This is a genomic window from Sphingomonas sp. (assembly GCF_042091075.1).
GTDB lineage: Bacteria > Pseudomonadota > Alphaproteobacteria > Sphingomonadales > Sphingomonadaceae > Sphingomonas.
This window is the reverse complement of record NZ_JBELIE010000055.1, coordinates 1-17,514: the sequence shown is the minus strand read 5'-3', so window position 1 is coordinate 17,514 and position 17,514 is coordinate 1. Positions and strand designations below refer to the sequence as shown.

Genomic DNA, 17,514 nt, shown 5'->3' with positions numbered 1-17,514 from the left:
CCGCCGCGCGATGGATCGTGGTCGCGGCCACCTCCGGCGTGACCACCGGCTTGGTGACGCCGCGCTTGCGCACCGTGGTGGCATAGACGTGCGCGCAATCCGAGACCGCCGCGGCGACACTGTCAAACACCTGCGCGCGCTCCAGCACCACATCGGCGCCCGACGCGGCGGGGCCGGCCTGGGGGTTCGGCCAACCGTCGCGCGGGGTGACGAGGCGCATGTCGGTCAACCCGAAATTGAGCATCGCCCGTGCCGCCTTGCCGATATTCTCGCCCAGTTGCGGGCGGACGAGCACGATGACGGGGGGTGGGCTGAGGCGGTTCATGACCGCCATCCCCTGTTCGGCCCGAGAGGGACTGAGCCCGCCGAGGCGGCTCGAAGGACCACGCGACTGGCGCGGGACCGGGCCGCAGCCGCATCGCCGCTTTCCAGCGCTTGCCGCTTCGCACGCGGCCAACCCGTGATCCGCTGCTCGCCGGCGCGTGCATCGTGACCGGACGGGACGTCTTCCGACCACATCAGTCCGACCGGGCGGCGGGGCCGGAAGTGGCCCGGCACGGCGCCATGTTGATGTTGGGCGATCCTTTGATCCAGATCGTCGGTGTGCCCGGTGCAATAACTGCCATCGGCACAACGCGGAAGATAGGCGTGGAAACTCACACTCAGGTCCTTCGAGACGAGGCTTGGACTTCGCTCAGCCGCTCCTCAGGACGAACGGGCGGCAAAGTCAAATCACCCCCGTCCCGCTTCCTCCACGGTCCCGGCGAACTCCTCGAAATCGCGCGCCTCGCTGAAGTCGCGATAGACGCTCGCGAAGCGAATATAGGCGACGGAATCGAGGCCCTTCAGCCCCTCCATCACCATCTCGCCGATCCGCTTGGCGGACACTTCGGCGTCGCCGCCGGTTTCCAGCTGGCGCTGGATCCCGCTGACGAGCCGTTCGAGCTGGACCGGCTCGATCGGCCGCTTGCGCGCGGCGATCGCGATCGAGCGGAGCATCTTCTCCCGGTCGAACGGCTCGCGCCGTTCCTCGCTTTTCACCACCGTCAGTTCGCGCAACTGGATCCGCTCGAACGTGGTGAAACGCGCCGCGCATCCCTCGCATTGCCGGCGACGCCGGATCGCCGCCCCATCGTCGGTGGGGCGGCTGTCCTTTACCTGGCTGGCGTCATGACCACAAAAAGGGCAGCGCATTCAGTCCCTCAGAAGGCCTTGTTCTTGGTGCCCTTGCGGTAGGCGTAGGCGGCGCCCGCGATCGCGCCGAAGATCGGACCGACGACCGGCAGCGGAATCGCGACCACCGCGCCCAGCGCGCTCCACTTGGCCATGCTCTTGCCCAGCCCCGGCGTGCCCTTCACGTTGGACTGCACTTCGCTCATCTTCTGGTCGAACTTGGCCACGAACGTTCCTCCTTACTGATAGATCGGGAAGCGAGCGCACAGCGCGCGCACGCGATCCCGAACGTTCGCCTCGACCTCTTGATCCCCGGCCTCGCCTTTCTTGGCCAAACCGTCGAGCACGTCCGCCACCATGTTGCCGATCTCGCGGAACTCGGCGGTGCCGAAGCCGCGCGTGGTGCCCGCCGGGCTGCCAACGCGGATCCCGCTGGTCTTGACCGGGGGCAGCGGATCATTGGGGATACCGTTCTTGTTGCAGGTGATACCCGCCCGCTCCAGCGCTTCGTCGGCATCCTTCCCGGTGACGCCCAACGGAGTGAGATCGACCAGCGCCAGATGCGTGTCGGTGCCCCCCGATACGAGGTCCGCGCCACGCTCCTTCAGCGTCGCGGCCAGCACCTTGGCATTCTCCACCACGCTGGCGGCATAGCTTTTGAACTCGGGGCGCAGCGCTTCGCCAAAAGCGACCGCCTTGGCGGCGATGACATGCATCAGCGGGCCACCCTGCAGCCCCGGGAAGACCGCCGAGTTGATCTTCTTCGCGATCGCCTCGTCATCGGTCAGCACCATGCCGCCGCGCGGGCCGCGCAGCGTCTTGTGCGTGGTGGTGGTCACGACATGCGCATGGCCGAACGGCGTCGGATGCACCCCGCCGGCCACCAGCCCCGCGAAATGCGCCATGTCGACCATGAAGAACGCACCGACCTTGTCCGCGATCGCGCGGAACCGGGCGAAGTCGATATGGCGGGGATAGGCGCTGCCGCCGGCGATGATCAGCTTGGGCTGGGTTTCCTGCGCCAGCTTCTCGACCGCGTCATAGTCGATCAGGTGCGTGTCGGGCGCGACGCCATATTGCACCGCGTTGAACCACTTGCCGCTCATCGCCGCGCGCGCGCCATGCGTCAGATGGCCGCCGGCGTCGAGGCTCAGGCCCATCACCGTATCGCCCGGCTTCGCCAGCGCCAGCATCACCGCGCCATTCGCCTGCGCACCCGAATGCGGCTGGACGTTGACGAACCCGCACCCGAAGAGCTGCTTCGCGCGGTCGATCGCCAGCTGCTCCACCTCGTCCGACGGGTGGCAGCCCTGGTAGTAGCGCTTACCCGGATAGCCTTCGGCATATTTGTTGGTGAAGACGCTGCCCTGCGCTTCCAGCACCGCGCGGCTGACGATATTCTCCGACGCGATCAGCTCGATCTGCGTCTGCTCGCGGGTCAGTTCGTGTTCGACGCCAGCGAAGATCGCCGGATCGGCCTCGGCGAGACCGCGCGTGAAGAAACCATCCGGCTGAACGTCGGAAAGCGAGACGGGGTTGGTGCTCATGCGGGCTCCTTCAACATGTCGACGCGGGCTGCGTGGCGCCCGCCGAGGAATTCGGTGGAAAGGAAGGCGGCGACGCACGCCCTGGCCATCTCGACGCCGATCAGCCGGGCACCCATCGCGATGGCATTGGCGTCATTGTGCGAACGCGCCAGCTCGGCCGACAGTGGTTCGGACACCAGCGCGCAACGCACCGCCGGGTTGCGGTTGGCGGCGATCATGATGCCGATGCCCGATCCGCACAACGCGATCCCCCGCTCCGCCGCGCCACCGGCGAGCGCATCGGCCAGTTTGCGGCCGTAATCGGGGTAATGGACGCTGGCGCTGCCATGGGTGCCGAGATCGATCATCTCATGCCCCTCCCCGGTCAGCCAGTCGCGCAGTTCGTCCTTGAGGGAAACGGCGGCATGATCGCAGGCGATCGCGATACGCAAAGGAGGCGACTCCCGTTGACGATGGAAGATGCGCGTGCCTGTAGCGACGCGCGCCGGTCTTTGCCACCCGGAACGAGCGTCGATGGTCACACGTTTGTCATTTCATGACCAGAACGATCCCGCCCGTCCCGTCCGCGCTGCTGCTGGCACTGTCGCTCGCCGCCTGTGGCGGTCCGTCGCCGGGCGCCAATATGGCGGTCGCCAATGACGTGGGGCCGGAGGCAGTGCCACCCGCCGCCGCATCGCCCGTCCCGCCCGCGGACCAGAAAGCGCGCTATCTCGGGCGCTGGATCGGGGTGGAGGGCATGTTCCTCGACGTCACCAGCCGGCCGGACGGCGGCGTGATGCTGGAAATGCAATGGGATCTCGATCATCGCGGCACCTTCCCCGGCACGATCACCGCGAAGGGGCTGCGCTTCACCCGCAACGGCGCCGACGAGATCGCGGTGCCGACCGACGGCGATGCCACCGGGCTCAAATGGCTGGCGGGGAAGAAGCAATGCCTCACGGTGAAGACCGGCGAGGGTTATTGCCGGACGTAGCCGGGCAATCGCGCACGAGACCCGCGCCGCCCGTCAGTTGCGTGCGCGTACTGCTGCGATGATCGCCAATGTGCGTCGTGCCTCATCGAGATGGAGCCGTTCCACCATCTTGCCGTCGACCCGGATCGCGCCCTTGCCGTGATGCTCGGGCAGGTCGAATGCCGCCACCACCGTCTCCGCCCAGGCGACCTCCTCCGGCGAGGGCGTGAAGACGTGATTGGCAGGCGCGATCTGCGACGGATGGATCAGCGTCTTGCCGTCGAAACCCCAGGCCAGCCCCTGACGGCATTCCGCCTCCACCGCCGCCGCATCGTCAAGGATGTTGATGACGCCGTCGAGCGCGATCAGGCCATGCATCCGTGCGACCAGCACGATCTGGGTCAGGATCGGCAACAGCGGCGCGCGATCCGGCCCGGGACGACACCGCATTTCCTTCGCCAGATCGTTGCCGCCGACAACGAAGGTGCTCAGCCCGGTCGCGGCCGCCGCCGTCCCGATCGCGGGAAGATCAACGATCGCGCGGCAAGTCTCGATCATCGCCCATAGCGCCGGGCCCGCGCCCAGTGCGTGGCGCGCGACCGTCAGTGTCGCCGCATCCGACACCTTGGGCAGCAGCACCGCCGAGACGCCGCTGTCGGCCAGCGCGGCGAGATCGTCGATGCCCCATTCGGTGTCAGGCGCATTGACCCGCACGACCAGTTCGCGCGCGCCATATCCGCCCTCGCGTACCGCCGCCACCGCCGCGGCGCGCGCCTCCGCCTTGCGATCGGGGGCGACCGCATCCTCCAGATCGAGGATCACGACATCGGCGTCGAGCGTGCGCGCCTTGTCGATCGCACGCTGGTTCGACGCCGGCAGATAAAGCGCGCTGCGGCGCGGACGGTGGCCCTGGGTCATAATCCATGCCTATCGTGACAAGCGGAGGCGATAAAGCCGTCATCATGCTCGGGCGCGCGGCGCTCACGCCGATGCGCGGCGCCACACCATATCGTCCCCGTCCGCCACGATCTCGCCTACGCTGCCGACCGGCTCCGCCGCGCCATCGGTCAACCAGGCGATCGTCTCGACGTCCGTCCCCGGCACCCTGGCCAGCGTGCGGTTCCCCGCCGGCGTGCGCGCGACCACCACGCCAGCACGCGCCTTGCCATCCCGTGCGTAGAAGACGGTATAGGTTTCCACCGTCGCCTGGCCGACATAACTTTTGTCGAGCGGCGGCACCGGCCCGCGCGCGGCGTCCGCCTCCGCCTGGACGTCGAAGTCATGCGGCTCGCCCGCATTCGGCAGCGGCGCGGTGGCGAGCACGATCGCGTGATTGTGCGTCGCGAACCCGCCGTTGGCGAACAGCAGCCCCTTTCCTCCCGCGCCCTCGCCCTCCCCTGCGCGCAGGCTGTCGACCATCTCGGCGACCGCATGGCTCATGTAATTGCCGATCGGCCCACCGCCGAAGGTGAGCCCTCCGAACACCGTGGCTGGCCGATCGACCGGCCAGCCGATCACGCGCCGGGCCATTTTCGGCACGCAGGGAAAGCAGGAATAGAGTTCGACGCGGTCGAGGTCCTCCGTCGACACGCCGTTCCATTCCAGCGTCCGTCGCAGGCATATCGTCATGCTGGCCGACTGGTCGTAGCGATCGCGGGCGAGGAAATCCTCGCTCTCATGCGCCGCCGCGCCGCGCCCGACATAGATGATCCGCGCCGCCGGCACGCCACGCCGCCGCGCCTCCGCCAGGCTGGTGACAAGGAAGCCCGCGCCTTGATTGACGCTCGAATTGGCGACCATCAACTTGGTGTACGGAAAGGCGATCGGGCGGTTGTCCGCGCCGGGCGTCACCACCTCGTCGACGGATTTCGGCACATGGATCCACGCTGCCGGTGTCTGCGCCGCGATCTCGCTGAACCGCGACCAGATCTCGCCCGATTCGCGCTGCCCCTCCGCCAGTGTCTGGCCGTAAGCGGCACGCCCGGCATTCTCATACAGCGGATAGACGTCGACGGGTGCCGCAAGGCCATAACGCTGGCGATAACCGGGGGTGGCGCTTTTCGCGAGGTTGCGCAGCGGATTCTGATCCGCGACGCTCGTCTTCGCGGCCTGTGCCGCGCGCTGACTGGCGGTGCGCAGCGCTTCGGCCCCCACCACCGCCGCGATCGTCACCTCGCCGCGCGCGATCCGGTTCGCCGCCTCGTTGAGCAGCAGGATCGGGCTGTCGCCATTGGGACCGACCGATTCATACGCCAGCCTGGGGGTCGCGCCGATCGCCGCGCCCACCTTCTCCGCCAGCGGATTCTGATGCCGGAAGCTGATCTGCTGCACCACCGCGACCGAGTCGACGTCCGTCAGCCAGCCGCCGCCCGCATCGGCATCCGCCGCCTCCAACGCGGCGCACATCAAATCGAGCGGCTCCATGCCCTGCGCCGGATCGGCGGGGCGGTCGTTGACCTGCCCCACCCCGACGATGACCGCGATGCGTTCGGCATCGGCGCTCATTTGGCTTGCCACACCGGCGCGCGCTTCTCGGCGAAGGCCTTCGGCCCCTCGCGCGAATCCGCGCTGGTGAAAACAACGCGGGTCTCGGCGCGATTCTGTTTCCACGCCGCTTCCTCGCGCGGCACGGTGCCGTCGACGATGCCCTGCGCCATGCGCTTCGACGCCTGTACGGAGAGCGGCGCGTTCACCGCGATCCGTTCCGCCAATGCCATGGCGGTGTCGATCAACGAGCCGGCGGGCGCGACCGCATTGATCAACCCCAGCGACAGCGCGCGCTCCGCACTGATCGGATCGCCGGTCAGAATCATTTCCATCGCGATCTTCTTGGGCAGCTGCTCGGGCAGACGGAAGACGCCGCCCGCCGCCGCGAACAGCCCGCGCTTCGGCTCGGGCAGGCCGAATTGCGCGGTGTCCACCGCCACCGCCAGATCGCACGCCAGCGTGATCTCCAGCCCGCCACCCAGCGCGTGTCCGTTGACCGCCGCGATCATCGGCTTGGAAATCGCGTGACTGACCAGCCCGGCGAAGCCCCACGCCTGCTTGACGGGGTCATCAGGCGCCAGGCTTTCGCCACGCGACAACGCCACCAGGTCGGCGCCCGCGCAGAAGGACCTGTCCCCCGCGCCGGTAACGATCACGCAGCGCACCTCCGGGTCCTTGTCCGCCGCGGCGAGGGCATCGCCGACACCTTCGTGGACGAACCGATTGACCGCGTTGCGCGCCTCCGGCCGGTTGATCGTGACGATCATCACGTGCCCGCGCCGCTCCACCGCGACCGCGTCGTTACCCAATTCGCTCAGATCCCGTACTTCCCTTTCGCAACTATGCCGATGACGCGCCCGTCAGGCCGCGACCGGCCCTTCGATCACCCCGTCATCCAGCAATCGTTCGATCTCGTGCGGTGGCAGCGCCAGCCAGTCGGCCAGCACCTCCGCACTCTGCTCGCCGATGCGCGGTGCGGGCCGCTGATCCGGCACCGGCACGCGCCAGCGCGCCGCCGCACCTTCCACTTTGAAGCGACCCTCCAGCAACGGATGCGATACGTTGCGGAACGTGCCCAGCGCGGCGAATTGCGGCGCGTCGGGCAGTTCCATTGCCCGCAGCATCATGCCGGCGGGAACGCCCGCGGCCTGCAACGTCGCCGCCGCCTCGCCGGCGGGCCGCTCGCGCGTCCAGTCCGCCAGCGCGACCCCGCCCGTCACTTGCTCGATCGCTGTTTCTTCCCGAGGCGAGCGCGGCGACACCACGACCCATTCGTCTTCGCCCGCCGCCGGATAGACGCCCGCCGCCGGATCGCGCGGCGGCGCGGCGATACCGGCACTCATCGCCGCGATCCGGCTCGCCATATGGCCCAGCATCACCTCGGCCTGGCTGACACTGGCGCTACCACCTTCGCCGGTACGCCAGCGCCGGATCAGCAACGCGAGCACACCGATCGTGCCGATTCGTGCGGCGACATGGTCGGGATAGACGGTGACGCCGTCGGCAAAGCTTTCCGGCTCGCCCGGATACACCCATTGCAGCGCCAGCCCCGCGGAACAACGCACCAGCGGGCCATACCCCAGCCGCCGGCTCCACGGCCCGGTCGCGCCAAAGGCGGAACTGTCGACGGTCACCAGACGCGGGTTGATCGCGCGCAGGCGCTCGATCGAGAAGCCGAGCGCATCCAGCGTGCCGGGCCGGAAATTGGACACCAGCACGTCCACCTCACCCACCAGCCGCTCGAACAGCGCCTTGCCCGCGTCGCTGCGCAGATCGATCGACAGACCGCGCTTGTTGCGATGCCCGGCCGCGAACGTCAGCGATACCGGCGCATTGTCGCGCGACTGCCGCTGCCCGTCGGGGAAGGCGCCATTTTCCACCTTCACCACGTCCGCGCCCTGATCCGCCAGCAGCCGTCCGGTTTCCGCGCCGACGACGATGATCCCCATGTCGAGCACGCGGATGCCCTCCAGCGGCCGCGCCGTCGGCCCGGCGGCGGGTGCCTGCCATGTTCCGCGCGGCGTGACGAAGCGTACCGGCTGCGCCGCTGGCCGGGGCGCGTGTCGGACGCCCGCACGCCGGCCATCGATCGTGATCGTTCCGTCGGGCACCGTCACGCGCCGCCCGGGCGCCAGATCGATCGTGGTGAAGGCGCCGCGCGCGATCATCTGCGGCGTCGCCACCGCCTCCTCCAGCGTCAACAACCCCGCCACCGGCACGCCGTGCGCGGCGCCCTGCTCCTCGATCTCCGCACGGGTCTTGTCCGCGAAGAAGCGCGCAAACGCGGGGATCAGGTCGGGCGAGCGAAAGCGCGTCGGCAATTTCTCCCAGGCGGGATCGGCGAATGACGCCGGGCGCCCCATCCATTCCCACATGCCACGCCACTGGCGGGGGGCGAGCACGCACAGGCGCACATAGCCATCGGCGCAGGGGATGATCGGATAGCGATGCCGCTCGTCATGCCGATCGCGCGACATCTTCCATGCCGGCACGCCCGATTGCGCGCTGCCCGCGATCCCGAAGGCGGGATCGAGCGCGCTCATCCCCGCTTCCAGCACCGACATGTCGATATGATCGCCACGCCCGTCGCGTAGCCGCTGCATGAACGCCACCAGCGCGACATAGGCGGCCTGCGCGGCGGCGGTTTCCAGCATCAGGTCGCCCGGCGGCAGCAGCGGCTCGCGGCCGGGCAGTCCCGATCGCGACAGTCCGCCGGTCAGCGCGTGCAGCACCGCGTCGGTCGCCTGCCACGTCGCCCATGGGCCGTGCTGCCCGAAGTCGCTGAGCGACAGCACGATCAGGGTCGGATGCCGTGCCGCACGCCGCGCGGGATCGAGCGCGACATGCGCCGCGCTACCCGGTGCGGTCGTTTCGATCAGCACATCGGCCTCGCCCAGCAGCGCGTCGAACGCCGCGTCGCGCGGGTCGAGCGACGTGATACGCTTCGAGGTCTGGTGCGTCGCCCAGCCAAGGTCGAGTCCGTCGAGGATCGGCGCGGCATCGCGGTCCAGGTCGCCCGCGCGCGGTTCGACGCGGATCACCTCCGCGCCCAGTTCCGCCAGCAGCCGCGCGGCCGCCGCCAGCGGGCCGCGCGCCATATCGACGATCCGCATCCCCGCCAGCGGCCAATCGATCCCGTCGTCGGTCACATCGGCCATTTCAGCTCCCTTCGCCGGCAGCTGTCGCGATAGAAAGCGCAGATCGCCGCATCCTGCGCCGCGTCTCCCGCCGCCTCCACCAGCGCATGATGCGCCACCAGCGCGTCGGACAGGCTGGCCCAGGCGGCGTCCAGTTCGCTTAGCGTATATCCCGTCGCGCTGTCCGGCGCGGCCACCCCGCCCGCCGCCAGCAAGGCGCGCATCGCGGCGATATCCGCCATCCGCCATGCGACGCCGCGCTCGCTTTCCTGAGCCGACAGCAGCGCCAGCAGCCCCGACACGGTCAGCATCGCGCCGCCATAGGCATCCGCCGCGCCCAGCCGCTCGCCGGTGCGCAGCTGCACCAGCCCCACCCCGGTCAACACAGCGCCCAACTCGCTCATCCCAGCGCCTCCAGCTGGTCGGCGATGATCGCGTCCTGACGCCGCGCGACGTACCAGCCCGACACGGCGAGGACTGGATCACTCCGCCCGCCGTCGACGAATTCGCGGAACGCCGAGGTCCAGATCGCGCGCCCCTTCACGGAGTTGAACAGGCCCCACCAGCGCAGCGCCCGCGGATCGACCGCCAGACCGCTCGCCCGTTGCCACACCGCCAGCGCCTCCTCGCGCGGCAGCATGCCGCAGGCGCTGCCGGGGGCGAAATGATCCCAGACCGGGTCGAGCGCCCAGCCGAGATCTTCCAGCGGATCGCCAAGGTGCGCCATTTCCCAGTCGAACATCGCCAGCAGCCGCCCGGCGCCGTCATGCATCATGTTGCCGGAGCGGTAGTCGCCGTGAACGATCGCGATCTTCTGCGCCGGCGGCGGTGGATGGGCGCGCAGCCGCCGGATCGCGGCACGCACCACCGGCAGCGGCGTCACCGCATCGTCGTCGATCACCTTCTCCCAATAATCGAGCGCGATCCGCCACGCCTCGCCGGGGGCCGGGGTCCGTAGATGGCGCGCCAGCGGGGTGCCCGCCGGGTCGGCCGCCGCCAGCCGGCCGAGGGCGCCGAAGAATGCAGCGCCCAGCGTGGCGGCATGGTCGCCGAACGGCGCACGCGCGAATGGCGAGCACACCTCACCACCCTCCACCCGCTCCATGATGAAGAAGGGGCGCTCCAGTTCGGCACCGTCGCGTTCCAGCGCGATCGCGCCGGGAACGGGCACCAGCCCGGCAGCGCTCTGATACGCGCGGAATTCGGTTTCGCTCTCGGTGTCGATCAAGCTGCCGCCGGGATCGCGCCGCAGGATCAGTCCGCGCCGTTCGCCGCGCGCCAGCGCGTCGAACCGCCACGTCTCCCGGCTCGCTCCGCCGGGAATACGCGCCAGCGCCTCGACCGCGACGGGCGTATCCCATTGCCGCGAAAGATAGGCGGCGACCTGCTCCGCATGCAGCGGCGTACCGCTCATGCCGGATCCAGCATCTCGCGAAAGCCCGAGGGCGCGTGCGGGCCGATCGCCAGTTGTTCCAGCACGCCCTTCCCCCGCCGCACGCTGCCGTCGGGCGCGGTCATCGTCACGCCCACCACCGCCTGGATATGCAGATGGTGCGGCTGCATCGCGTCGAGCTGATCAGGCGAGAAATCCTCGCGCTCGACCATCAGCGCCTCGCCATGGCTGACACCATGGCCCCAGCTGGGGTGGCCGTAGCCCAGCCCCTTCATCATGAAGGCCCCGCCTACGTCGAAGGCCACGTCGGTCGCCCCCGCCCCGTCGGTCAACGTCAATGCGGCGCGTTCGGCATGGCGCGTGCCCTTGCGCCAGTCGATCCGATACGCCGCCTCGTCATAATGACGCTCGTCCGTGATCGACCCGCCCTCCGGCCGCCATGTCGCGCGGCGGTTCCAGAAGCGGCCGTGCGCATCGTCGTTGGTGTGGCAATAAAGGTCGCCGCCCTCCATCACGCACGGGCTCCACAACCAGAAGAATTGCGGCGCGATCGGCGGGCTGGCGGGCTGTGCATCGGGCGCGCCGATCGGGCGCACGCCCCAACTGCGATCGCGCGTACCGATCCAGCCCGACACGTCGGTGCGGGTGCCGTCGACCTCGACCCAGCCTTCGTAGCGGCCGTTCTGCGTCAGCCGCGTCACGTCCATCAACACGCGCGGGCCGTTGCGGCGCGTGAAGCGCGGCTCCTCCAGCGGAAAGGAACGCCCGGTGAAGGTGATCTCGGCGCGGATTTGCTGTTCCGGCGCGTCGACGGTGATGCGCAGCACCCGCAGCGGCTCGACCACCTCGATCGCGATCGGGCCGACGCGCATATCCATCCGCTCCATGCCCAGCCCGCGGCTGGCGTGCAGGTTCACCTGCCTGCCGTCCAGCAGCCAGCAGAAGCTGGCATCGATCACGTTAAGGTGCGGATAAACGCCCATCGCCACGGCAAGAAAGCCATCGTCGCCGACCCCCGGCGCATAACCGTTGAAGAAATAGCGATCGTAGAAATTGCGGTCCGTCCCGGCATAAGCGATCGGATCCGCCGTCTGGTGGATCGGATAGTCATCGCCTTTGGTCAGGACCATCGCACGCTCTCCCGCTGGCAATCTGGCGCCACCAAACGCCCTCTGACTGGACCAACCGCGCGGCCGCTGTCAACGACAAGATAACAAGAGTTACGGTGGTTGAGCGCGGCGCCGCACCGCCGCCGCCTGGCCGTCGTCAGGCCAGTTCGCGCAGCCATTCCTCCTCCGGCGCGCGGGCGGAGCGGGTCAGATTGGCGGGATCCTGCGGGTCCTCATAGCCGATCGCGACCCCGCAGAAGAGCATCCGCTCCTCCGGCACCGCAAGGAAGCTCTCGACCGTGCTGGGATAGATCGCCCAGCATTCCTGCGGACAGGTCGCCAGCCCGCTGTCGACCGCCAGCAGCATCAGATTCTGCAGATACATGCCAAGGTCGGACCATTGCGGCGGCCCCATGCGCTTGTCGACAGTGACGAAATAGGCTGCCGGCGCCCCGAAGAACTGGAAATTGCGCGCGAACCAGATCGCACGTGCCTTCCTGTCCTCGCGCGGGATGCCGAGCCGGCCATACATTTCCTCGCCGATTGCGAAGGTGCGCTGGCGATAGCGGTCGTCCATCTCGCGCGGGTAGATATCGTAGCCCGGCGTTTCGGTTTCGCGCCGCTCAACCTTGCCCGCCATGATCTCCTTCAGGCGGCGGATCGATTCGCCGTGCACGATATCCACATGCCACGGCTGAATATTGCCCCCGGTCGCGGCGCGCGCGGCACGGACCGCCAGATCCTTCAGCAACGCCGGATCGACGGGCCTGTCGAGATACCCACGTACCGAGTGTCGCGCCTGGATCGCCGCTGCCACATCCATTCGTCTCTCCACCTCTTGCCGTTCGCGTCAATCTGCGCAAGTAAGGCCGGGATAACAGTTGTTATGGGGAGTCGGAAGATGGCCGAGGCCTATATCGTCGAAGCGGTGCGCACGGCGGGTGGCCGGCGGGGTGGAAAACTCGCCGGCGTTCATCCGGTGGATCTTGCCGCCAAAGTGCTGGACGCGGTGATCGAACGCTCGGGTATTCCGGGCGAGGCGGTCGAGGATGTCGTGATGGGCTGCGTCAGTCAGGGCGGCGAACAGGCCGGTCAGGTTGGCCGCAACGCGGTGCTCGCCTCGTCGAAACTGCCGCAGAGCGTGCCCGCGGTGTCGATCGACCGCCAGTGCGGCTCGTCGCAGCAGGCGATGCAGTTCGCCGCGCAGGCGGTGATGTCGGGCACGCAGGACGTGGTGATCGCGGCCGGTGTGGAGAGCATGACGCGCGTGCCGATGGGCTCCACCTACAAATTGTTCTACGATGCCGGGCTCGGCACGAACAAGTCGCCGGGTCTGGAAGAGAAATTCCCCGGCATCCACTTCAACCAGTTCGCCGGCGCGGAAATGATCGCGAAGAAATACGGCTTCACGCGCGAGAAGCTCGACGAATTCTCGCTTCACTCGCATCGCAAGGCGGTCGCGGCGACGCAGGGCGGGCGCTTCAAGGACGAGATCGTCCCCATCGAGGTGGACACGCCGGAGGGGCGCGAAGCGCACGCCGCCGACGAGGGCATCCGCTACGATGCCTCTCCCGAGGGCATGGCCGGCGTGAAGAAACTGTCCGAAGAGGGCGTGCTGACCGCCGCTTCATCGAGCCAGATCTGCGACGGCGCCTCGGCGGTGCTGATCGTCAGCGAGGACGCGCTCAAGAAGTATAATCTGAAGCCGCTCGCGAAGATCGTGAACCTGACCGTCACCGCCGGCGACCCGGTGGTGATGCTGGAGGAGCCGCTGTTCGCGACCGACAAGGCGCTGTCGCGCGCCGGCCTGTCGATCGACGATATCGACCTGTATGAGGTCAATGAGGCATTCGCCTCTGTGCCGATGGCGTGGCTTCAGCATACCAAGGCGAACCCCGAGAAGCTGAACGTCAATGGCGGCGCGATCGCGCTGGGCCACCCGCTCGGCGCATCGGGGACGAAACTGATGGCGACGCTGGTGCATGAACTGCGCCGCCGCGGCGGTCGCTACGGCCTGCAGACGATGTGCGAGGGCGGCGGCGTCGCCAACGTCACGATCATCGAAAATTGCGACTGGCAGGGCGCCGAGGCGAAGGCGGCCTGAAAGATCTCATCTCCGTTCGTCTCGAGGAGGCACTGAGCCTGTCGAAGCGCCGCCCTGAAGGGCGGTGCTTCGGTGCGCAGCTTCGGCGGCGCCCAGCCGCTCCCCGGCGCGAACGGTGTTCTATCTGGAAGGGAACATCATGAAGCTCGACAATACCGTATCCGCCGTGATCACCGGCGGCGCCTCGGGCCTGGGCGCCGCGACCGCGCGCGTTCTGGCGGCGAAGGGCGTGAAGGTCGCGCTGTTCGACCTGAACGAGGAAAAGGGCGAGGCGCTCGCCGCCGAACTGGGCGGCGTCTTCTGCAAGGTGAACGTCACGGACGAGGCGTCGGTCGACGCCGGCTTCGAAAAAGCGCGCGCCGCGATCGGGCAGGGGCGTATCCTCGTCAATTGCGCCGGCACCGGCAATGCGATCAAGACCGCCAGCCGCAGCAAGGAAGACGGCAGCATCAAGCATTTCCCGCTCGATGCGTTCAACCTGATCATCCAGATCAACCTGGTCGGCACGTTCCGCTGCATCGCCAAGTCGGCGGCGGGGATGATGACGCTCGATCCGACCGAGGACGGCGACCGCGGGGCGATCGTCAACACCGCATCGGTCGCGGCGGAGGACGGCCAGATCGGCCAGGCCGCCTATTCCGCGTCGAAGGGCGGCGTTGTCGGCATGACGCTCCCGATCGCGCGCGACCTGATGAGCGAGGCGATCCGCGTCAACACGATCCTGCCGGGGATCTTCAACACCCCATTGCTCGCCGCCGCGCCGCAGAATGTGAAGGACGCGCTGGGCGCGCAGGTGCCGTTCCCGAAGCGGCTCGGCAATCCGGAGGAATATGCCAGCCTGGCGCTGACGATGATCGAGAACGGCTATTTCAACGGCGAGGACGTCCGTCTCGACGGCGCGATCCGCATGGCGCCGCGCTGAGCCCGACGCCGGGGCGGGACATGCATCCAGCCCCGGCCGCCGCCGCCCCGGACACGTTCGATGCCCCGCCCCGCGCCTGAACGGTTGCTGCTCGACAGCTATCCTGTTCGCAGGATCGTCCCCACGCGCTTCCAGGACCTGGATTCGATGGGGCATATCAACAACGTCGCCTTCGCCGCGCTGTTCGAGGACGCGCGCGTGCGATTCAACTGGTCGCTGGGCCGAATGAACCGTGGCGACGGCTTTCGCGCCGTGGTGGCGCGCAACGAGGTGAATTACCTCGCCGAAGGCAGCTACCCCGACGACGTGGAGATCGCCACCGGGGTCGCGCGGATCGGCACCCGTTCGTGGGACGTCGCGGCGGTCATGCACCAGAACGGCCGCGCGATCGCGACCTGTGACACGACGATCGTGATGACCCATCCCACCGAAGGGGGCATCCCCACCGATTTCCGCGCACGACTGCACGAGATGCTGCTGCGCCCGGCGCAGTGACGCCGCCGGCTCGCGCTACCCGTCGTGCATTACGGTGTCGTCGGCTTGGCCCCCGGCAGGTCGGCCAGCGGTTTGCCCGCATCCTTCCATCGGTCGAGCACCCGCGATTCGGGTAACCGAACGGAATCCTCCCCTGCCGGTGGGCCACCTTCGGGTGACGCGGTGGCGCCCGCTGCCGGCGCGGGCGCAGGCCCGGGCGCGAATGACGCCGCCGTGCCGCCGCTCGGCACCGTTGCCACCCCGGCTTGCGGTTCTCCCCCGGTGTACCGGCGCGTGAACGCCTCGGCGGTGCCCCAATAGCCCTTCCAGCGATGGAAGAAATGCGCACCGACCGCGTCGGTCATCACCAGCGTGCGGTTCCACGCCGGGGTAACCGCATAAGTGTGATAATGCGTCGCCAGCCCGACCGGCGCATAGACCGCGCCGTTGAGCGCCGCCGCCGCCACGCCCGCGGCGCGCGCCCACCCCGCACGCGACGGCACACGCGCGGCGGCGCCGTCGCAGGCGAAGCTGAACTGGCAAGCCGCCGCGTCCGATCCCTGATAGACGACGCCGCAGACGGTGCCCGGAAAGGCCGGATGCCGCACCCGGTTCAGCACCACCTGCGCCACCGCGCGCTGCCCCTCGATCGGTTCGGACGCCGCCTCATAATAGATGGCGGCGGTCAGGCACTCCATCGCGCGCGCGCGATCGATGCTGCCGATCCCGCGCAGCGCGAAGGGCGCGGCGGCGGGCGTTCCGCCAACATCGTCACCGACGGGCGCGTCACGCGGCACCGGCGGCAGCACGATCGTGCCGGTGGTGCCACGCGCGGGCGAGGCGACCGCCTCCGCCCGCATCGGCCCGCCACCGGGGGGCATCGGCGCAGTGGCGCTGCCGCCGCGCCGCGCCGGGGTCGCCCGTTGCGCCCCACCGGCCAGCGCGATCAGCGCCAGTTGCACACACAGCGCGGTAAAGGCGATCAACACCAGCGCCGCGACCACCGCCAGCGCGATCCGCGCGGCCCGGTTGACCTCGATGCGTCTGCCCGCTGACCTTGGCACGCCGCCGTCCCCCCTCACCGTGCCGGTGCGAAGCGCCCTTGGCCATGACGGCGTACCCCGCATCAGTCCTGCTGATCGTCCCGCTTCGCATTGGCGAACAGCACCGCCGCCGCCACTGCGGCGGAGCCGATGCCGACACCCAGCCAGGTCTTGCCGATCTGCCAGCGACGCGCGCGACGACGCTCCTCGGCCTTGCCCGCGCCGGCGTCCTCATGCGCCTTGGCGGCGGCGACGGTGGCGAGGATTTCGTTCGGTTCGTGGCTGGTCTCGGTCACGCTTACTCTCCTTTGCGCTTGGCGTCATACCGTGCGCGGAAGGTGCCGGCAAATGACGCCAGCCGGCCCTCCGCGATCGCGGCACGCAGATCCGCCATCAACGCCTCGTAGAAGGCGATATTATGTTCGGTCATCAACATCGCGCCGAGAATCTCGCCGCTGCGCACCAGATGGTGAAGATAGGCGCGCGACCAGGTGTTGCATACCGCGCAGCCGCATTCCGGGTCCAGCGGCCCCTGATCCTCGTTGAAGCGCGCGTTGCGGATGTTGATAGGGCCGCTGCGGGTGAACGCCTGCCCGGTCCGTCCCGATCGCGTCGGCATCACGCAATCGAACATGTCCACCCCGCGCTCGACAGCGCCGACGATATCATCGGGCTTGCCCACCCCCATCAGGTAACGTGGCCGGTCGGCCGGCAATTGCGCGGGCGCATAATCGAGACAGCCGAACATCGCCTCCTGCCCCTCGCCCACCGCCAGCCCGCCGATCGCATAGCCGTCGAAGCCGATGCCGATCAGCGCGTCGGCGCTCGCCCGGCGCAACCCCTCGTCGAGCGCCCCCTGCTGGATGCCGAAGATCGCGTTCCGCGCGGCATGATCGCCGCCGGCGTCGAAAGCGTCGCGGCTGCGCCGCGCCCAGCGCATCGACCGTTCCATCGCCGCCGCCTGCACCTCGCGCGTGGAGGTGGTCGGCACCAGTTCGTCGAACGCCATCACGATGTTCGATCCCAGCAGCCGCTGGATCTCGATCGACCGCTCCGGGGTGATCAGGTGGCGCGTCCCGTCGAGATGCGAGGCAAAGGCGACGCCCTCTTCGGAGCGTTTGGTCAGTTCCGACAGGCTCATCACCTGATAGCCGCCCGAGTCGGTCAGGATCG

Annotated in this window: 21 protein-coding genes; 4 read left to right on the top strand and 17 right to left on the bottom strand. The window is 68.7% G+C overall.

From position 1 onward, the window contains the following. The 6 genes from ACFDSW_RS07625 to rpiB all read right to left on the bottom strand — a co-directional run. Window positions 1-325 (bottom strand): TrmH family RNA methyltransferase (locus ACFDSW_RS07625; protein ID WP_375249686.1); only part of this gene is annotated, 325 nt, incomplete at its 3' end. Continuing rightward, window positions 322-660: a GIY-YIG nuclease family protein gene (locus ACFDSW_RS07620; RefSeq protein WP_375249685.1), complete on the bottom strand. Its 339-nt coding sequence runs from the start codon at window positions 658-660 to the stop codon at window positions 322-324. The genes ACFDSW_RS07625 and ACFDSW_RS07620, both read right to left, overlap by 4 nt. A gap of 72 nt (window positions 661-732) precedes the next feature. Then, window positions 733-1,194, bottom strand: a complete 462-nt coding sequence (nrdR, locus tag ACFDSW_RS07615; RefSeq protein ID WP_375249684.1) for a transcriptional regulator NrdR — start codon at window positions 1,192-1,194, stop codon at window positions 733-735. Window positions 1,195-1,202: 8 nt separating this feature from the next. Then, a complete protein-coding gene (locus ACFDSW_RS07610; protein WP_375249683.1) occupies window positions 1,203-1,400 on the bottom strand; it encodes a hypothetical protein in 198 nt (65 codons plus the stop codon). A 12-nt stretch (window positions 1,401-1,412) separates the two neighbouring features. Further along, entirely contained in the window at window positions 1,413-2,720 is a 1,308-nt protein-coding gene (gene glyA, locus ACFDSW_RS07605) for a serine hydroxymethyltransferase (protein ID WP_375249682.1), read from the bottom strand. After that, complete coding sequence (rpiB, locus tag ACFDSW_RS07600; RefSeq protein ID WP_375249681.1) at window positions 2,717-3,151, bottom strand: ribose 5-phosphate isomerase B; 435 nt, start codon at window positions 3,149-3,151, stop codon at window positions 2,717-2,719. Before rpiB ends, glyA begins: the two co-directional genes overlap by 4 nt. 104 nt (window positions 3,152-3,255) lie before the next feature. Here rpiB and ACFDSW_RS07595 point away from each other — a divergent pair, with 104 nt between their 5' ends. Next, the gene (locus ACFDSW_RS07595; RefSeq protein ID WP_375249680.1) at window positions 3,256-3,693 is read left to right on the top strand and encodes a hypothetical protein; all 438 of its coding nucleotides are present in this window, start codon (window positions 3,256-3,258) and stop codon (window positions 3,691-3,693) included. Window positions 3,694-3,726: 33 nt separating this feature from the next. Here ACFDSW_RS07595 and ACFDSW_RS07590 read toward each other — a convergent pair whose 3' ends face one another. The 8 genes from ACFDSW_RS07590 to ACFDSW_RS07555 form a co-directional block, all read right to left on the bottom strand. Next, complete coding sequence (locus ACFDSW_RS07590) at window positions 3,727-4,590, bottom strand: HpcH/HpaI aldolase/citrate lyase family protein (RefSeq protein WP_375249679.1); 864 nt, start codon at window positions 4,588-4,590, stop codon at window positions 3,727-3,729. A gap of 63 nt (window positions 4,591-4,653) precedes the next feature. After that, on the bottom strand, window positions 4,654-6,177 hold the full coding sequence (locus ACFDSW_RS07585) for an acetyl-CoA acetyltransferase (protein ID WP_375249678.1): 1,524 nt from the start codon (window positions 6,175-6,177) through the stop codon (window positions 4,654-4,656). Next, window positions 6,174-6,968 (bottom strand): crotonase/enoyl-CoA hydratase family protein, encoded by a 795-nt coding sequence (locus ACFDSW_RS07580; protein WP_375249677.1) that lies wholly within the window; start codon window positions 6,966-6,968, stop codon window positions 6,174-6,176. The genes ACFDSW_RS07585 and ACFDSW_RS07580 overlap by 4 nt, the downstream gene beginning before the upstream one ends. A gap of 51 nt (window positions 6,969-7,019) precedes the next feature. Then, window positions 7,020-9,317, bottom strand: coding sequence for a CoA transferase (locus ACFDSW_RS07575; protein WP_375249676.1), 2,298 nt, complete (start codon window positions 9,315-9,317; stop codon window positions 7,020-7,022). Continuing rightward, window positions 9,305-9,700 carry a hypothetical protein gene (locus ACFDSW_RS07570; RefSeq protein WP_375249675.1) on the bottom strand — a complete coding sequence of 132 codons (396 nt, stop codon included), beginning with the start codon at window positions 9,698-9,700 and terminating at the stop codon, window positions 9,305-9,307. The genes ACFDSW_RS07575 and ACFDSW_RS07570 overlap by 13 nt, the downstream gene beginning before the upstream one ends. Then, on the bottom strand, window positions 9,697-10,710 hold the full coding sequence (locus ACFDSW_RS07565; RefSeq protein ID WP_375249674.1) for a phosphotransferase family protein: 1,014 nt from the start codon (window positions 10,708-10,710) through the stop codon (window positions 9,697-9,699). Before ACFDSW_RS07565 ends, ACFDSW_RS07570 begins: the two co-directional genes overlap by 4 nt. Then, the gene (locus ACFDSW_RS07560; RefSeq protein ID WP_375249673.1) at window positions 10,707-11,819 is read right to left on the bottom strand and encodes a hypothetical protein; all 1,113 of its coding nucleotides are present in this window, start codon (window positions 11,817-11,819) and stop codon (window positions 10,707-10,709) included. The genes ACFDSW_RS07565 and ACFDSW_RS07560 overlap by 4 nt, the downstream gene beginning before the upstream one ends. A 136-nt stretch (window positions 11,820-11,955) precedes the next feature. Next, the gene (locus ACFDSW_RS07555; RefSeq protein ID WP_375249672.1) at window positions 11,956-12,621 is read right to left on the bottom strand and encodes a nitroreductase; all 666 of its coding nucleotides are present in this window, start codon (window positions 12,619-12,621) and stop codon (window positions 11,956-11,958) included. 78 nt (window positions 12,622-12,699) lie between these two features. Between ACFDSW_RS07555 and ACFDSW_RS07550 the strand changes: the two genes are divergently transcribed. The 3 genes from ACFDSW_RS07550 to ACFDSW_RS07540 all read left to right on the top strand — a co-directional run bounded on the left by ACFDSW_RS07550 (window position 12,700) and on the right by ACFDSW_RS07540 (window position 15,319). Beyond that, complete coding sequence (locus ACFDSW_RS07550) at window positions 12,700-13,902, top strand: acetyl-CoA C-acetyltransferase (protein ID WP_375249671.1); 1,203 nt, start codon at window positions 12,700-12,702, stop codon at window positions 13,900-13,902. A 139-nt stretch (window positions 13,903-14,041) separates the two neighbouring features. Then, window positions 14,042-14,824, top strand: a complete 783-nt coding sequence (locus ACFDSW_RS07545) for an SDR family NAD(P)-dependent oxidoreductase (RefSeq protein ID WP_375249670.1) — start codon at window positions 14,042-14,044, stop codon at window positions 14,822-14,824. A gap of 60 nt (window positions 14,825-14,884) precedes the next feature. After that, window positions 14,885-15,319: an acyl-CoA thioesterase gene (locus tag ACFDSW_RS07540; RefSeq protein ID WP_375249669.1), complete on the top strand. Its 435-nt coding sequence runs from the start codon at window positions 14,885-14,887 to the stop codon at window positions 15,317-15,319. Between the two features lie 29 nt (window positions 15,320-15,348). On the opposite strand, the gene ACFDSW_RS07535 is transcribed toward ACFDSW_RS07540, so the two are convergent. From ACFDSW_RS07535 to tgt, 3 genes are all read right to left on the bottom strand, one after another. Beyond that, the gene (locus tag ACFDSW_RS07535; RefSeq protein WP_375249668.1) at window positions 15,349-16,362 is read right to left on the bottom strand and encodes a cell wall hydrolase; all 1,014 of its coding nucleotides are present in this window, start codon (window positions 16,360-16,362) and stop codon (window positions 15,349-15,351) included. Between the two features lie 62 nt (window positions 16,363-16,424). Then, on the bottom strand, window positions 16,425-16,637 hold the full coding sequence (locus ACFDSW_RS07530; RefSeq protein ID WP_375249667.1) for a hypothetical protein: 213 nt from the start codon (window positions 16,635-16,637) through the stop codon (window positions 16,425-16,427). A 2-nt stretch (window positions 16,638-16,639) separates the two neighbouring features. Beyond that, the coding region (tgt, locus tag ACFDSW_RS07525) for a tRNA guanosine(34) transglycosylase Tgt (RefSeq protein ID WP_375249666.1) at window positions 16,640-17,514 on the bottom strand (875 nt) is incomplete at its 5' end.

What these genes read in the sequence shown, in the direction of transcription:
- nrdR (WP_375249684.1), bottom strand. Translation starts at nt 1,194, where the DNA reads ATGCGCTGCCCTTTTTGTGGTCATGACGCCAGCCAGGTAAAGGACAGC.
- glyA (WP_375249682.1), bottom strand. Translation starts at nt 2,720, where the DNA reads ATGAGCACCAACCCCGTCTCGCTTTCCGACGTTCAGCCGGATGGTTTC.
- ACFDSW_RS07595 (WP_375249680.1), top strand. Translation starts at nt 3,256, where the DNA reads ATGACCAGAACGATCCCGCCCGTCCCGTCCGCGCTGCTGCTGGCACTG.
- ACFDSW_RS07590 (WP_375249679.1), bottom strand. Translation starts at nt 4,590, where the DNA reads ATGACCCAGGGCCACCGTCCGCGCCGCAGCGCGCTTTATCTGCCGGCG.
- ACFDSW_RS07585 (WP_375249678.1), bottom strand. Translation starts at nt 6,177, where the DNA reads ATGAGCGCCGATGCCGAACGCATCGCGGTCATCGTCGGGGTGGGGCAG.
- ACFDSW_RS07575 (WP_375249676.1), bottom strand. Translation starts at nt 9,317, where the DNA reads ATGGCCGATGTGACCGACGACGGGATCGATTGGCCGCTGGCGGGGATG.
- ACFDSW_RS07570 (WP_375249675.1), bottom strand. Translation starts at nt 9,700, where the DNA reads ATGAGCGAGTTGGGCGCTGTGTTGACCGGGGTGGGGCTGGTGCAGCTG.
- ACFDSW_RS07565 (WP_375249674.1), bottom strand. Translation starts at nt 10,710, where the DNA reads ATGAGCGGTACGCCGCTGCATGCGGAGCAGGTCGCCGCCTATCTTTCG.
- ACFDSW_RS07560 (WP_375249673.1), bottom strand. Translation starts at nt 11,819, where the DNA reads ATGGTCCTGACCAAAGGCGATGACTATCCGATCCACCAGACGGCGGAT.
- ACFDSW_RS07555 (WP_375249672.1), bottom strand. Translation starts at nt 12,621, where the DNA reads ATGGATGTGGCAGCGGCGATCCAGGCGCGACACTCGGTACGTGGGTAT.
- ACFDSW_RS07550 (WP_375249671.1), top strand. Translation starts at nt 12,700, where the DNA reads ATGGCCGAGGCCTATATCGTCGAAGCGGTGCGCACGGCGGGTGGCCGG.
- ACFDSW_RS07545 (WP_375249670.1), top strand. Translation starts at nt 14,042, where the DNA reads ATGAAGCTCGACAATACCGTATCCGCCGTGATCACCGGCGGCGCCTCG.
- ACFDSW_RS07540 (WP_375249669.1), top strand. Translation starts at nt 14,885, where the DNA reads ATGCCCCGCCCCGCGCCTGAACGGTTGCTGCTCGACAGCTATCCTGTT.